At 64.2% G+C, this 13,070-nt stretch carries 12 protein-coding genes; 4 read left to right on the plus strand and 8 right to left on the minus strand.

What is annotated here, in order from left to right:
- The first annotated feature begins 196 nt into the window (after positions 1 to 196).
- From DEA8626_RS00195 to DEA8626_RS00210, 4 genes are all read left to right on the plus strand, one after another.
- Positions 197 to 1,213 (plus strand): amino acid ABC transporter substrate-binding protein, encoded by a 1,017-nt coding sequence (locus DEA8626_RS00195; protein WP_108851073.1) that lies wholly within the window; start codon positions 197 to 199, stop codon positions 1,211 to 1,213.
- A gap of 125 nt (positions 1,214 to 1,338) precedes the next feature.
- Positions 1,339 to 2,616, plus strand: coding sequence for an amino acid ABC transporter permease (locus DEA8626_RS00200; RefSeq protein ID WP_108851074.1), 1,278 nt, complete (start codon positions 1,339 to 1,341; stop codon positions 2,614 to 2,616).
- A 1-nt stretch (position 2,617) separates the two neighbouring features.
- The gene (locus DEA8626_RS00205) at positions 2,618 to 4,093 is read left to right on the plus strand and encodes an amino acid ABC transporter permease (protein WP_181366314.1); all 1,476 of its coding nucleotides are present in this window, start codon (positions 2,618 to 2,620) and stop codon (positions 4,091 to 4,093) included.
- A gap of 11 nt (positions 4,094 to 4,104) precedes the next feature.
- Positions 4,105 to 4,899, plus strand: a complete 795-nt coding sequence (locus DEA8626_RS00210; RefSeq protein WP_108851075.1) for an amino acid ABC transporter ATP-binding protein — start codon at positions 4,105 to 4,107, stop codon at positions 4,897 to 4,899.
- Between the two features lie 18 nt (positions 4,900 to 4,917).
- On the opposite strand, the gene DEA8626_RS00215 is transcribed toward DEA8626_RS00210, so the two are convergent.
- The 8 genes from DEA8626_RS00215 to ttcA form a co-directional block, all read right to left on the minus strand.
- Complete coding sequence (locus DEA8626_RS00215) at positions 4,918 to 5,436, minus strand: SixA phosphatase family protein (RefSeq protein WP_108851076.1); 519 nt, start codon at positions 5,434 to 5,436, stop codon at positions 4,918 to 4,920.
- Complete coding sequence (locus tag DEA8626_RS00220; RefSeq protein WP_108851077.1) at positions 5,433 to 6,086, minus strand: 4Fe-4S dicluster domain-containing protein; 654 nt, start codon at positions 6,084 to 6,086, stop codon at positions 5,433 to 5,435. The genes DEA8626_RS00215 and DEA8626_RS00220 overlap by 4 nt, the downstream gene beginning before the upstream one ends.
- Complete coding sequence (gene argB / locus DEA8626_RS00225; RefSeq protein WP_108851078.1) at positions 6,083 to 6,961, minus strand: acetylglutamate kinase; 879 nt, start codon at positions 6,959 to 6,961, stop codon at positions 6,083 to 6,085. The genes DEA8626_RS00220 and argB overlap by 4 nt, the downstream gene beginning before the upstream one ends.
- 80 nt (positions 6,962 to 7,041) lie before the next feature.
- Positions 7,042 to 7,692 carry a ribosome biogenesis GTP-binding protein YihA/YsxC gene (yihA, locus tag DEA8626_RS00230; RefSeq protein WP_108851079.1) on the minus strand — a complete coding sequence of 217 codons (651 nt, stop codon included), beginning with the start codon at positions 7,690 to 7,692 and terminating at the stop codon, positions 7,042 to 7,044.
- On the minus strand, positions 7,689 to 8,444 hold the full coding sequence (locus tag DEA8626_RS00235; protein WP_108851080.1) for an MOSC domain-containing protein: 756 nt from the start codon (positions 8,442 to 8,444) through the stop codon (positions 7,689 to 7,691). Before DEA8626_RS00235 ends, yihA begins: the two co-directional genes overlap by 4 nt.
- The gene (gene yidC, locus DEA8626_RS00240; RefSeq protein WP_108851081.1) at positions 8,441 to 10,261 is read right to left on the minus strand and encodes a membrane protein insertase YidC; all 1,821 of its coding nucleotides are present in this window, start codon (positions 10,259 to 10,261) and stop codon (positions 8,441 to 8,443) included. The genes DEA8626_RS00235 and yidC overlap by 4 nt, the downstream gene beginning before the upstream one ends.
- 311 nt (positions 10,262 to 10,572) lie before the next feature.
- Complete coding sequence (locus tag DEA8626_RS00245) at positions 10,573 to 12,111, minus strand: putative bifunctional diguanylate cyclase/phosphodiesterase (protein WP_108851082.1); 1,539 nt, start codon at positions 12,109 to 12,111, stop codon at positions 10,573 to 10,575.
- Between the two features lie 77 nt (positions 12,112 to 12,188).
- On the minus strand, positions 12,189 to 13,058 hold the full coding sequence (ttcA, locus tag DEA8626_RS00250; RefSeq protein ID WP_108851083.1) for a tRNA 2-thiocytidine(32) synthetase TtcA: 870 nt from the start codon (positions 13,056 to 13,058) through the stop codon (positions 12,189 to 12,191).
- Between the last annotated feature and the right edge of the window lie 12 nt (positions 13,059 to 13,070).

Genomic DNA, 13,070 nt, shown 5'->3' on the forward strand with positions numbered 1-13,070 from the left:
AGATGCTCAATTCCGTTCGTCGCGCGACCTTGCGTCACCACATCGGAATGCAAGCTTGACGTCAGGATTTCATAAGTCAAAACTGCGCGCACTGGGGACAAAACCCGACAGTGGGAACAGAACCCGATAATCTGCGCCAGGACCACCTGGCCGTTCAAGCCGTCCCGATGGGGCGGATACTCAGGAAGAGGTAAGTATGAAAAAATCCGTATTCCTCGGGACGCTGGCGGCGAGTGCGCTGCTGGCTGGATACGCGTCGGCGGCGACGCTCGACGACGTCAAGGCCCGTGGCGAGCTGATCTGTGGCGTGAACACCGGCCTTGTCGGGTTTGCCGCTCCGGACGCGGAAGGTAACTGGCAGGGCTTCGACATCGCCATCTGCAAGGCCGTCGCGGCGGCCGTTCTGGGTGACGCGTCCAAGGTCAAATACGTTCCGACGACGGGTGAGACGCGCTTCACCGCGCTTGCATCCGGCGAAGTCGACATGTTGGCACGCAACACGACCTGGACCTTCTCTCGCGATGCCGACCTGAAGTTCACCTTCACCGGCGTCAACTACTATGACGGCCAGGGCTTCATGGTGAAGAAGGACCTCGGCGTATCGTCGGCGAAGGAACTCGACGGCGCCACGGTCTGCATCCAGACCGGCACAACGACCGAGTTGAACCTTGCTGACTTCTTCAAGGTCAACAACATGTCCTACCAGCCGGTCGCGATCCAGACCAACGCGGAAGGGGAACAGCAGTACCTCGCCGGCGCCTGCGACGCTTACACGACCGACGCTTCGGGCCTTGCCGCGACGCGCGCCGTCTTCGCGGACCCGGAAAACCACGTGATCCTTCCGGAGATCATCTCGAAGGAGCCGCTGGGGCCGCTCGTCCGTCATGGCGACGACCAGTGGGCCGACATCAACCGCTGGGTGCTGAACGCGCTCGTCGCTGCGGAAGAGTACGGCGTCACCTCCGCCAATGTCGAGGAACTCGCGAAGGGCACCGACAATCCGGAGATCAACCGGATGCTCGGGACCGAGGGTGATCTCGGCGCGATGATCGGGCTCGACAAGGACTGGGCCAAGCGCGCCGTTGCCGCTTCGGGCAATTACGGCGAGATCTTCGCTGCGACCATCGGTGAATCGACGCCGATCGGCCTGGCGCGTGGTCTGAACGCCCAGTGGACGCAAGGCGGCCTTCTCTACGCGCCGCCGTTCCGCTGATCCCGCAGATCCGGTGGGCGCGCGCCGATACGCGCGCCCACCCATCAAGAACGACGTGAAGGCCGGGGCGACCGCCCCGCGGAGACGGCAAAGCCGCGCATGCCTTCGCCAATGGGGATAAGACCATGGCAACAATCACGGAAACGCCGAAGGAGTCCTTTCGGCTCGGGATGCTCGTATACGATACGCGGTATCGTTCGATCACCATCCAGATCGTCGTGCTCATGCTCTTCATGCTCGGCCTGTGGTGGTTGCTTGACAATCTGTTCGCCAACCTCGCCGAGCGCGGCAAGGACCTGAGTTTCTCGTTCCTGTGGAACCGGGCAGGCTACGACATCAACCAGACCATCATCCCCTACACGAACGACGACACGCATTTCCGCGCGATGCTTGTCGGCCTCGTCAACACGATCCTGGTGGCAATTCTGGGTTGTCTGGCGGCCACGGTGATCGGCGTCATCGTGGGCGTCCTGCGCCTGTCGCGCAACTGGCTCGTGGCGCGGCTGATGACGATCTATGTCGAGGCGTTCCGCAACGTGCCGGTGCTATTGTGGATCCTCGTGGCCTTCGCGGTTTTCACTGAGATCACGCCGCAGCCGCGTGATTTCCGGGTCACCGACGAGATGATCGCGGCTGGCGAAAAGCCGGAAGCCTCGATGATCCTCTTCGATTCCGTTGCGGTCACCAATCGCGGCACGTTCATACCGAAGGCGGTCTACGAGCGTTCACTGGGCGAGATTCACTTGGGCTTCCTGCCGATCAGCCTGAACACGCTTGCGGTCCTTGCGGCGATCATCGGCGGGATCTTGGGCTATCGCTACCTCCAAAGGAACGCCACGGCGGTGCAGGAGGCGACGGGAGTCCGGCCCGTCACCTGGTGGAAGAGCCTGCTGTCGCTTTTCGGACCGCTGCTAGTGGTTCTCATCGCGCTCGGATTCTCGCTCCAGGTGCCGAAGCTCGGCGGCTTCAACTTCACGGGCGGGATTTTGGTGTCGAACGCTCTCATGGCGCTTTGGCTCGGGCTCACGCTTTACACCGCTGCCTTCATTGCCGAGATCGTGCGCGCCGGCATCATGGCCATCTCGACGGGCCAGACCGAAGCGGCCTACGCGCTTGGCCTGCGCCCGCGACGGACGATGAGCCTCGTGATCCTGCCGCAGGCGCTAAGGGTCATCATTCCGCCGCTCATCTCGCAATATCTGAACCTGACCAAGAACTCCTCGCTTGCGATCGCGGTCAGCTACATGGATCTGCGCGGCACGCTCGGGGGCATCACGCTCAACCAGACGGGGCGGGAGCTGGAAGCCATGCTCCTCTTGATGCTCATCTATCTGGCGCTGAGCCTTCTGATATCGGCCGGGATGAATGTCTACAACAACGCCGTGAAGCTGAAGGAGCGCTGAGATGAGCGAACTGCACGCACATTCGGCCGTCTTCGTCCGGCGGGAAATGATCGACGCGGTGCCGCCGCCCGCACTGGAGTCGGGCGCGCTCAAATGGCTGCGCGAAAACCTGTTCTCGGGCTGGATGAATACGCTTTTGACGGTGCTTGGTATCTTGTCGGTGTTCCTCCTTGTGAGGGAATTTCTGCCATGGTTCCTGCACGGCGTCTGGAACGCGAACTCGCTCAGCGAATGCCGCGAGATCATCGCGGCGACCTGGGGCGAGGAGGCGCATGGCGCCTGTTGGGCCATGATCCGCGAGCGCTGGAACCAATTCCTGTTCGGCTTCTATCCGCGCGACCTCTACTGGCGTCCAATCATGGCCTTCCTGCTGCTTGTCGTCGCGCTCGCGCCGGTCCTTTTCGCGGAAATGTCGAACAAGCTCTGGATCGCTGGCGGCGTCGTCGCGGCGCTCATCTTATGGCTGTCGGTCGCCTACGGCGACTGGATGCCGGTGGGCATCGCCGCGCTCGTCGCAGTGGTCACGGCGGTTCTGAGCATGCGCGGCGTGCGCTGGCCGATCAACCTTCTTTGGTTCTCGGGCGTCTATGCGGGCCTTACCTTTTGGCTTCTGTGGGGCGGTTCGGTCTGGCTGCCCGTAGTGGCGCTTCTGGGCTTCGTGGTCGGCTGGTTCGCCTTCCGCTTCGTCGCCCAGATGTCCGGCCCTGCGGTCGGCGCGGGGGCGGGCTTCGTCGCCGCAGTTCTCTGGTGGTACTTCGCCGCGGGCACGCTGGACCAGGCCCTGACCGGGATGACGGGCCGCAGCCAGCCGTTCTGGCTGCGCAGGGTCGATTCGGATGAGTTCGGCGGCTTCGTGCTCGCCTTCACGATCGGCGTGACGGGCATCGCCGCGTCACTGCCGATGGGTATCGTCCTCGCGCTCGGGCGGAGGTCCGACATGCCGCTCGTCAAGGGTCTTTGCGTGGGCTTCATCGAGTTCATCCGCGGCGTGCCGCTGATCACGCTGCTGTTCACGGCCTCGCTGCTTCTGAACTACTTCCTGCCGCCGGGCACGAATTTCGACATCGTCCTGCGCGTCATCATCATGGTCACGCTGTTCTCGGCCGCCTACATCGCCGAGGTGATCCGGGGCGGCCTCGCCGCCCTGCCGCGCGGCCAGTACGAGGCGGCCGATGCGCTCGGGCTCGACTACTGGAAGGCGCAGCGGTTGATCATCATGCCGCAAGCCCTGAAGATCTCGATCCCCGGGATCGTCTCATCCTTCATCGGGCTCTTCAAGGACACGACGCTCGTCGTCTTCGTCGCGCTTCTCGACCCCCTGAAGGGCATCACTGACGCCGTGCGCGCCACGATCGAATGGAAGGGCATATACTGGGAGCCCTACATCTTCGTCGGCGCGATCTTCTTCATCGTCTGCTTCAGCATGTCGCGGTACTCCATGTACCTAGAGAACAAGCTGAAGCGCGAACATCGCTAGGGAGTGTCCGCATGGAGGACCCGCACGCCATTACCCGCGAAATCGACCGTAGCCACATGCAGATTACGGACGAGGTCGCGATCCAGATCTCGGGTATGAACAAGTGGTACGGCGCGTTCCACGTTCTGCGCGACATCAACATGACCGTGAACCGGGGGGAGCGGATCGTCATCTGTGGCCCGTCCGGTTCGGGCAAGTCGACGCTGATCCGCTGCATCAACCGGCTGGAGGAACACCAGCAGGGCCGGATCGTCGTGGATGGAATCGAGCTGACGAATGACCTCAAGAACATCGACAAGGTGCGCTCTGAGGTCGGGATGGTGTTTCAGCACTTCAACCTCTTCCCGCATCTGACAGTGCTTGAAAACTGCACGCTCGCGCCGATCTGGGTGCGCAAGATTCCAAAGAAGGAAGCCGAAAAGACGGCGATGGAGTATCTTGAAAAGGTCAAGATCCCCGAGCAGGCGCTGAAATATCCCGGCCAGTTGTCGGGCGGTCAGCAGCAGCGCGTGGCCATCGCCCGGTCGCTCTGCATGCAGCCGCGCATCATGCTGTTCGACGAGCCGACCTCAGCGCTCGACCCCGAGATGATCAAGGAAGTGCTCGACACGATGATCGAGCTCGCCGAGGAAGGGATGACGATGCTTTGCGTGACCCACGAGATGGGCTTCGCTCAGGCCGTGGCGAACCGTGTCATCTTTATGGACCAGGGCCAGATCGTCGAACAGAACGAGCCGAAGGAATTCTTCAACAACCCGCAGTCGGACCGGACGAAGCTGTTCCTGAGCCAGATCCTCGGCCACTGAGGCGCGGCGCAGGCGGGATCAGCCGCTCCTCGAAGGCAGGAAGAAATCCAGAACGCTGCCGGAGCCCGGGTGGAGCTTGGCCCAGTCATCGATGTCGAAATCGATGACCAGCGTCGCGGTTGTCGGATACTTCCGAAAATCGGGTTTGCTGGGCGCGCGCGCAGGCAGCATCGCCGCGAACTCCGCAATGCCGGGATTGTGGCCAAGGATCATCACGCACTCGCCGCGCGCCTTCCTGAGCGTAGCGAGCAGGTCCTCCGGCGAGGCGTGATAGAGCGCGCGCCGATAGGAGACGTCCGGCATCATCTCGATCGGGGCGGCCACGATACGCGCCCAGGTCTCGCGCGTGCGCACGGCGCTCGAACACAGCACCTGGTCCGGCTCGTAGCCGCGCGACACCAGCCATTCACCGAGCTCCATCGCAGCGCGGCGTCCGCGCTTGTTCAGCGGGCGGTCGTGATCGTCAAGACGCGGATCGTCCCAGGACGACTTCGCGTGACGCGTCAGGATTAGTCTGCGGCGGCCCGCGGGTGTCATCTGTGAAAGAGTCCCATATGGTAGGAGGATTGCTGAGTGAGCCTGCCATAGGCCTGTGACACCGGGCAAGCGCGACGAACGGCACAACCGAAAGAAAGGCAGTCCGCGCCCGCCTTTGTATCGAGAAACGCGTGGCAGGTGGCAAGGTCGTAACCCGCACCGTCGAGCGCGCCTACAGGGCAGGCTACGAGGCAGGGGCGGTCTGCGCAACTGTCGCAGGGTGAAGCGGCCGGCGGATCGGGCAAGGCAAGGCGCGTCCGTACGGCGATCGCACCGCGATAGGACAGCATGAGCCCGGCAGCGTCGTGGACGAGGAGCGTGACCGGCGATGTCCAGGCACGCCCGGTTTTCAGCGCCCAGCGATAGAACGGGTGATAGGGCGGCCCGCCGAACGGAAAGAGGGGGGCGCCTCCCGCCCCGGACGCGATTTGGCCGATCACCCGGGCCGACCAGCGGTCCATGGGGTCGGGCGCGCCGTCGCGCCATTCGGGTTGCTGCGTGACATGGTGCCAGAAGCCGGGCTCTTCGGGGCCGAACATCACGAGCGTTCCGGTCTCGCCAAGCCCGTCCTCCGGGTCGGGGTGGAATGCCCCGAAGACCGCCAGCTTGTGCGGTCCGGCCAGCTGTTCCAGATCGGAGAGGGTCGTCACTTCGTTCGCGGCTTCACCCGCGGTTCCGTCGAGCGGATGAGAGAGCCGGCGCCGTGATCGGTGAAAAGTTCCAAAAGGCAGGCATTCGGCACCCGGCCGTCCAGGATGACGACGGCGCGGACGCCCTCTTCGATGGCCTTGAGAGCCGTCTCGGTCTTCGGGATCATGCCGCCGGCGATCACGCCCTTGTCGGTCAGTTCGCGTACCTGATCCGGCGTCAGCTGGGTCACGACCTCGCCGCTTTCGTCCTTGACCCCCGATACGTCGGTCAGCAGCAACAGCCGGTCGGCCTTCAGCGCCCCCGCGATGGCGCCAGCGGCGGTGTCGCCATTGACGTTGAAAGTCTCGTTGTCCTCCATACCCGTGGCGACCGGCGCGATCACCGGAATCATCCCAGCCGCGTAAAGGTCGCGGATCACCTGCACGTTCATTTCGACAGGCCGGCCGACGAAGCCAAGTTCCGGATCGTCGGCGACGCAGACCATCAGGTCATCGTCCTTGCCGGAGATTCCGACGGCGCGTCCGCCCTGATCGTTGATCGCCTGAACGATGCGCTTGTTGACCAGACCCGAGAGCACCATCTCCACCACCTCGACCGTTGCCTTGTCAGTCACCCTCTTGCCGCGTACGAAGTCCGTTTTGATGCCGAGCCGGTTCAGAAGGTCGTTGATCATCGGTCCGCCGCCATGGACGACGACCGGGTTCACGCCGACCTGCCGCATCAGCACGACGTCGCGCGCGAATTCCGCCATCGCCTCGTCGTCGCCCATCGCGTTGCCGCCGAACTTGATGACGACGACCGCGCCGGTATAGCGCTGCAGATAGGGAAGCGCCTCGGACAGCGTCCGGGCGGTGGCGATCCAGTCACGGTTCATGTCTTGCTTTCTCATTCGGAAAACCTTGGCGTGCGTGGTTCTTGTTAGCCGGTCGGATAACCCTCTGCCAAGATGATGCGTCACGCCATTGTCGCGATGATCGCGCGAAGGGCTGCGATGCCCTGGCCTTTTTCCGACGAAGTCACGACGATTTCGGGATAGGCCGCAGGATGCTTCTGAAGGGCGCCGCGCACCTGTGCGAGCACCCTGTCGCGGTCCGCAGCCTTGACCTTGTCCGACTTGGTCAGGACGACCTGAAATGTCACGGCGGAGCGATCAAGGAGCGTCAGGATCTCCTCGTCCACCTGCTTGATCCCGTGCCGCATGTCGATCAGCACGAAGGCGCGGCGAAGCGTTTGACGGCCCGCGAGGTAGGATTTCAGGAGCGCCTGCCACTTGGCGACGACATTGACCGGCGCCTCGGCGTAACCGTAGCCCGGCAGATCGACCAGGTAGAGATTGTCGCCGGCGCTGAAGTAGTTGATTTCCTGCGTGCGGCCCGGCGTGTTGGAGGCGCGGGCAAGCGCCTTGCGGCCGGTGAGCGCGTTGATCAGCGTCGACTTTCCGGCGTTCGAGCGGCCGGCGAAGCAGACCTCGACCCGGTCGGCCGGGGGCAGGCCGTCCATGGCGACGACGCCTTTGAGGAATTCGATCGGCCCCGCGAAAAGCAGCCGCCCCGCCTCGGCCGCCTGCGTTTCGGGTTCGGTCGCCTCTGGAAAGGCGACCGTCACGGCAGAAGCCCCACCGCGTCATTCCGCCGGACGGTTCCGCCCTCGACGACGGTCGCGTAGACGCCGAAATCCTTGTCGCCGTGGAGCGCGTTAAGCGCGCGCAGCGTTTCCACATCGCGTTCGCCGGTCGCGGGATTGGCCGTTGTAGCGAGGCACCGTTCCTTCGGCTCCACGATCTTCAGGACTGCCCCGCCGAGCCGGACTGTCCGCCCGATCCAGTCGCGTTCCTCGAACGGACGCAAGCCTTCGAGCCAGAAGTTCGCACGCCATCGAAGCGGCGACACTTCCGCGCCGACATGTTCCGACAGTGCCCGGTTCGACGCGAGCCCGATGAGCGAGACGGAAGGGTAGTCGGTGTCCGTCATGCCGCGTCCCGCGACCGAAAAGACCCGGGCCGGTTGCGCGCGGTCGGGCGGGCAGAGCGGACGCACCCAGTCGATGAATCGGCTCGCCTCCTTGGGATCATCCGGCGAGAACGTCAATTCGGGCCGGTCGGGATGGCTAAGCGTCACTCGGCCATTCGCCTCATCCAGCCGCGACGATATCGCCATGAGCCTTGGCGCTTTGGACCCGCGCGAGAAATTCGCACACGGCGCCCAGGCGCCCTCCACCAGTTTCGCGGCTTCGTGCGCGACCGCCCAGTGCCTATCCCAAGGCAGGTCCTGGCCGGTTGCAAGCGTCACCTCAGCCAGATCCTCGCGCCCGTGCGACTTAATCGGATGGCGCTGGATCCAGGCGACGCGCAGAGTCATTTCTTTTCGGGCTCGCGTGCCCGGCGTTTAAATCCTTCACGGATATTGCCGAAGAGGTCCGGCCGTTTCCCGTGCATCGACATGATCGAGTACTGCTGCACAAATGTGATGATGTTGTTCGCGATCCAGTAGAGCACGAGGCCCGAAGCAAAGCCGCCCAGCATGAACATGAATATCCACGGCATCCAGGCGAAGATCATCTGTTGCGTCGGATCGGTCGGCGCGGGGTTCAGCTTCTGTTGGAACCACATCGAGACGCCGAGCAAGATCGGCAGGATCCCGAGCGAGAAGATGAAGAACAGCGAACCCGGTTCGGGCGTGGCCCAGGGCAGGAGCCCGAAGAGGTTCAGGATCGAGGACGGATCGGGCGCCGACAGATCCCTGATCCAGCCGAACCACGGGGCGTGGTACAGCTCGATTGTGACGTAGATGACCTTGTAGAGCGAGAAGAAGATCGGGATCTGCAGGAGGATTGGAAGGCAGCCCGAGGCGGGGTTCACCTTGTTCTTCTTGTAAAGCTCCATCATCCCCTTTTGCATCTTTTGACGGTCGTCGCCGGCGGCTTCTTTCAGGGCCTCCATCTCGGGCTGCAATTCCTTCATCTTCGCCATCGAGACGTAGGACTTGCGCGCCAGCGGGAACACGATGAGCTTGATGATGACGGTCAGCGCGATGATCGCCCAGCCCATGTTGCCGATCGCGCCATGGAGCCAGTGGAGAAGCTGGAACATCGGCTTGGTCAGGAAGAAGAACCATCCCCAGTCGATCGAGTCCACGAAGCCCTGGATGCCGGTATCGTCCTGGTAGTGCTTGATCGCCTCCCATTCCTTCGCGCCGGCGAACAGCATGGTCGTGGCGTCCGCGCTGGCGCCGGGGGCGACCTCCATCACCGGAAGGCGCGCCTCGGTCTGGTAGATGTCCGCGCCGGGGACGTATTTGGCTACCGAGGTAAAGGCCTGACCCGGCGCCGGGGCGAGCGTCGTCATCCAGTATTTGTCGGTGAAGCCGATCCAGCCGTTTTCGGCGACCGCGATCGGGTCGGCGGGCGTGCGTTCGCGCGCGTCGATGTCGAGATCCGGCAGGTCGTCGTAGTCGATCTCTTGTAGTTCGCCGTCGGACTTGCGCACGACGCCTTCGTGCAGGACGTAGATGCTCTGTGTCTTCGGCAGGCCGTGGCGAGCGACGATGCCGTAAGGAGCGAGCCGGACGGCCTCGCCACCCCGGTTCTCGACAGACTGGGTGATGGTGAACAAATAATTCGCGTCGACAGCGATCCGGCGCTTGAAGACTAGGCCTGCGCCGTTGTCCCAGAACAGCGTGATGGGCTGGCCGGGGGCGAGCATCGCGCCCTCGTCGACCTGCCAGAGCGTCTTGGCATTGGGCACGAGCGCCGGGTCGAGCCCGCCGGCGGGGACCCAGCCATAGACCGCGTAATAAGGTTTGGCCGCGTTTATCTCGGAGCCGCCGACAGGGGCGAGCAGACGGACGTTGGGCGCGTCCTTGTCGAGCGTAGTCTTGTAGTCCTTCAGCAGAAGATCGTCGATCCTGCCGCCGAGGAGCGAAATGCTGCCAGACAGGCGTGGCGTGTCGATCGCGACGCGCGGGGCGGCGGCGATCTCTGCCGCTGCCGCATCGATCTCCGGCGAGGTACCGGTCTCGCCGGTAGTCGCGGGCGCCGGAGTCTCGCTCTGCGCCGTCTCGGCCGGCACCTGGGGCTCGGGCTCCGGCGTCGGCGGCGGAAACAGCGTGTACCAGATGAGGATCACGAGGAACGACAACACGGTCGCGAGAATGAGGTTCTTGTTCTGATCGTCCATAAGGACACACCTGTCCGGCTAGGATTTGGGCTGGTTCAACAGAACGGGCAGGCAAAGGTCAAGCGGTTTTCCCTTGAATCAGGGCGCCGGGCCGCAAGCCGTCGCGTGTCGCGGGCCGGAGCGCCAGCCGCTCGGCGCCGATCGATCAGATCACCGCTATGGGGGACGAGCTCCCCGCATTTCGAACTGGGACGGAGCGCGGCCAGCGCCGACTGAACACCCGTTTTCCGGTCGCCGCCTTTGGCGGTTGCGCCTGTGCAAGTCGAGAGGCGAGGACGACCGACATGAGGCGGCAGGCCGGCCTTCCCGTTTTAGCCGATCCGTCGGTTCACGCCGGGGGTCAGCGACAGCTTGGCGCGATGAGCGCGCAGCCATTCGGCCGTCGCGGCGACCGGCATCGGCCGGGCGATGGCGAAACCCTGCACATGCGTGCAGCCGAGTTGCGCCAGCAGCGCATGTTCGCCGATCGACTCGATCCCCTCGGCGAGCGTCTTGAGGCCGAGATTTTCCGCCATCGCGAGTACCGCGACGACCATGCGCTGCTGCGACTGATCCGAATCGATGTGGGTAATGTAGGAGCGATCGATCTTGATCCGGTCGATCGCGAAGCGGCGGATCGCGGCGAGCGACGCGTGCCCGGTACCGAAATCGTCGAGGTCGATCCCGCAACCGAGATCGGACAGGGCCGTGACATTGCGCACGATCACGTCGTGGTCGCTTTCGGCGATGACGGATTCGAGGATTTCGACTGTCAGCCGTTCGGGTGCGAGGTCGAATCGATCGAGCTCCCATTGCAGCTTGGCGGTGAGATCGGGGTTGCGAAGTTCCTCTTTCGAGAAGTTGACCGAGACGCCGGGCACGCCCAGCGCCGCCATGTCCCAGGCGCGCAGCGCCGACAGCGCCTGCGCGAGCATGACTTCGCCCAGCCGTTCCCCAAGACCCGCCGCGAGGATGACGGGCAGGAATTCGACCGGAGGCAGCACGCCGCGCTGGGGGTGCTGCCAACGCGCGAGCGCCTCAAAGCCGACGACATCGCCGGTATCGGTGGAGAGTTGGGGCTGGAAGTAGGCGACGATCTCGCCGTTTTCGAGCGCGGCTTCGATTCTGTCACGTAGCGCCTCCCGCTTTTCCGCCGCCTCAGCGATGTCATTGGAAAAGGCGCGGATCGCGGCTGGTCCGTTGCGCAGCGCCTCCTCGAGGGCAAGTTCCGCCGCGGCAAGAAGCGTCGCGCCCGTCCGTTCCGGCGCGCGGCCCGACAGGCAGAAACCGACCGACACGCTCACATAGATGCCGGTCGCGTCGATGCTCATCGGTTCGGACACCGCCGCCTTCAGCCGGCCCGAGATCTGAATCAGCGCCTCGAGATCGAGCCTGCGCGCCGGCGCGAGCGCGATCGCGAACCGCGTACCTTCGAGCCGGCAGACGATGTCCGTGTCTCTGAGGACGCCCCGCAGGCGTTCCCCGATCTTGCTGAGCACTGCCTTCTGCGCGGCGTGACCGAAGCTCTCGAACGGTTTCTGGTCGTCGTCGAGTTCAACAACAATGCAGGCCGAGGTCTTGCCCATCACCTCTTCCTGCAGGTAGGCGCGGTCGAGCGCGCGGATGGCGGCGTCGCGCTGGGGCAGGCCGGTCGTGGCGTCCAGTGCGATCTCCTCAAGCGCTTCCGCGCGCAGCGCGGCGTTCCGGCGCACGAGAAAGGCGAGCGGCAAGCCCCCGGCGGCCACAATCGCAGCGCCGTGCGGTCCGAACCAGGCGCCGGCAAGCACGAACGCGGGCACAAGCGCCAGAAACTCGGGCGCCAGAATGTCCCGGACGTGCCGCATCAAGCCGGAGGCGCGGAAGTGTGGCATGATTCGGGACCCCTTCGCTCGAAGGCCGTGAACCGGCCGAATTGAGGCGAGGCTAGGAACTGCGGGTCACCGGAACGTTAATCGCCCTCGGCCGATGTGTCGGGGATTTTATCTATCCCCGCGCCGGTAAGCGCGAGCCCGGCGAAGTCGAACAGGGCCGGGTCCAAGAGGTGGGACGGCCGGGCGTTCATCAGCGCGCGGAACATCACCTGCCGGCGTCCGGCGCTGCGCGCTTCCCATTCGTCAAGGATGCGCTTGACCCGCTGGCGCTGCAGCCCGTCCTGCGAACCGCAGAGGTCACAAGGAATGATCGGATAGTCCATGGCGCGGGCGAACTTATCGCAATCGGTCTCGGCCACGAAGGCAAGCGGGCGGTAGACGAAGAGGTCGCCGTCCTCGTTCATAAGCTTCGGCGGCATCGTGGCAAGCCGCCCGCCGTGAAAGAGGTTCATGAAGAACGTTTCGAGGATGTCGTCGCGGTGATGGCCGAGAACGACCGCCGAGCAGCCCTCTTCCCGGGCGATTCGGTAGAGGTTGCCGCGCCTCAGCCGCGAGCACAGACTGCAATAGGTCCGGCCTTGGGGGATCTTGTCGACGACGACCGAGTAGGTATCGGCGTACTCGATCCGGTGCGGCACCCCCATCTTCGTCAGGAACCCGGGCAGCACCGTGGCCGGAAATCCGGGCTGGCCCTGATCGAGGTTGCAGGCAAGAAGATCGACGGGCAACAGGCCGCGCCATTTCAGCTCATGCAGCACGGCGAGGAGCGTGTAGCTGTCCTTGCCGCCCGACAGGCAGACGAGCCAGCGCGCCCCGCGTTCGACCATGCCGTAGGTCTCGATCGCCTCGCGCACCTCGCGCACGAGCCGTTTGCGGAGCTTCTTGAACTCCGTCGTGGCGGGTGCGCCGTGAAACAGCGGGTGGATGTCGTCGGCCTCGTCGAACATGGTCAGGCTTTA

Source organism: Defluviimonas aquaemixtae (assembly GCF_900302475.1).
GTDB lineage: Bacteria > Pseudomonadota > Alphaproteobacteria > Rhodobacterales > Rhodobacteraceae > Albidovulum > Albidovulum aquaemixtae.

What these genes read in the sequence shown, in the direction of transcription:
- DEA8626_RS00210 (WP_108851075.1), top strand. Translation starts at nt 4,105, where the DNA reads ATGGAGGACCCGCACGCCATTACCCGCGAAATCGACCGTAGCCACATG.
- DEA8626_RS00245 (WP_108851082.1), bottom strand. Translation starts at nt 12,111, where the DNA reads ATGCCACACTTCCGCGCCTCCGGCTTGATGCGGCACGTCCGGGACATT.
- DEA8626_RS00215 (WP_108851076.1), bottom strand. Translation starts at nt 5,436, where the DNA reads ATGACACCCGCGGGCCGCCGCAGACTAATCCTGACGCGTCACGCGAAG.
- DEA8626_RS00195 (WP_108851073.1), top strand. Translation starts at nt 197, where the DNA reads ATGAAAAAATCCGTATTCCTCGGGACGCTGGCGGCGAGTGCGCTGCTG.
- DEA8626_RS00200 (WP_108851074.1), top strand. Translation starts at nt 1,339, where the DNA reads ATGGCAACAATCACGGAAACGCCGAAGGAGTCCTTTCGGCTCGGGATG.
- yidC (WP_108851081.1), bottom strand. Translation starts at nt 10,261, where the DNA reads ATGGACGATCAGAACAAGAACCTCATTCTCGCGACCGTGTTGTCGTTC.
- ttcA (WP_108851083.1), bottom strand. Translation starts at nt 13,058, where the DNA reads ATGTTCGACGAGGCCGACGACATCCACCCGCTGTTTCACGGCGCACCC.
- DEA8626_RS00235 (WP_108851080.1), bottom strand. Translation starts at nt 8,444, where the DNA reads ATGACTCTGCGCGTCGCCTGGATCCAGCGCCATCCGATTAAGTCGCAC.
- argB (WP_108851078.1), bottom strand. Translation starts at nt 6,961, where the DNA reads ATGAACCGTGACTGGATCGCCACCGCCCGGACGCTGTCCGAGGCGCTT.
- DEA8626_RS00205 (WP_181366314.1), top strand. Translation starts at nt 2,618, where the DNA reads ATGAGCGAACTGCACGCACATTCGGCCGTCTTCGTCCGGCGGGAAATG.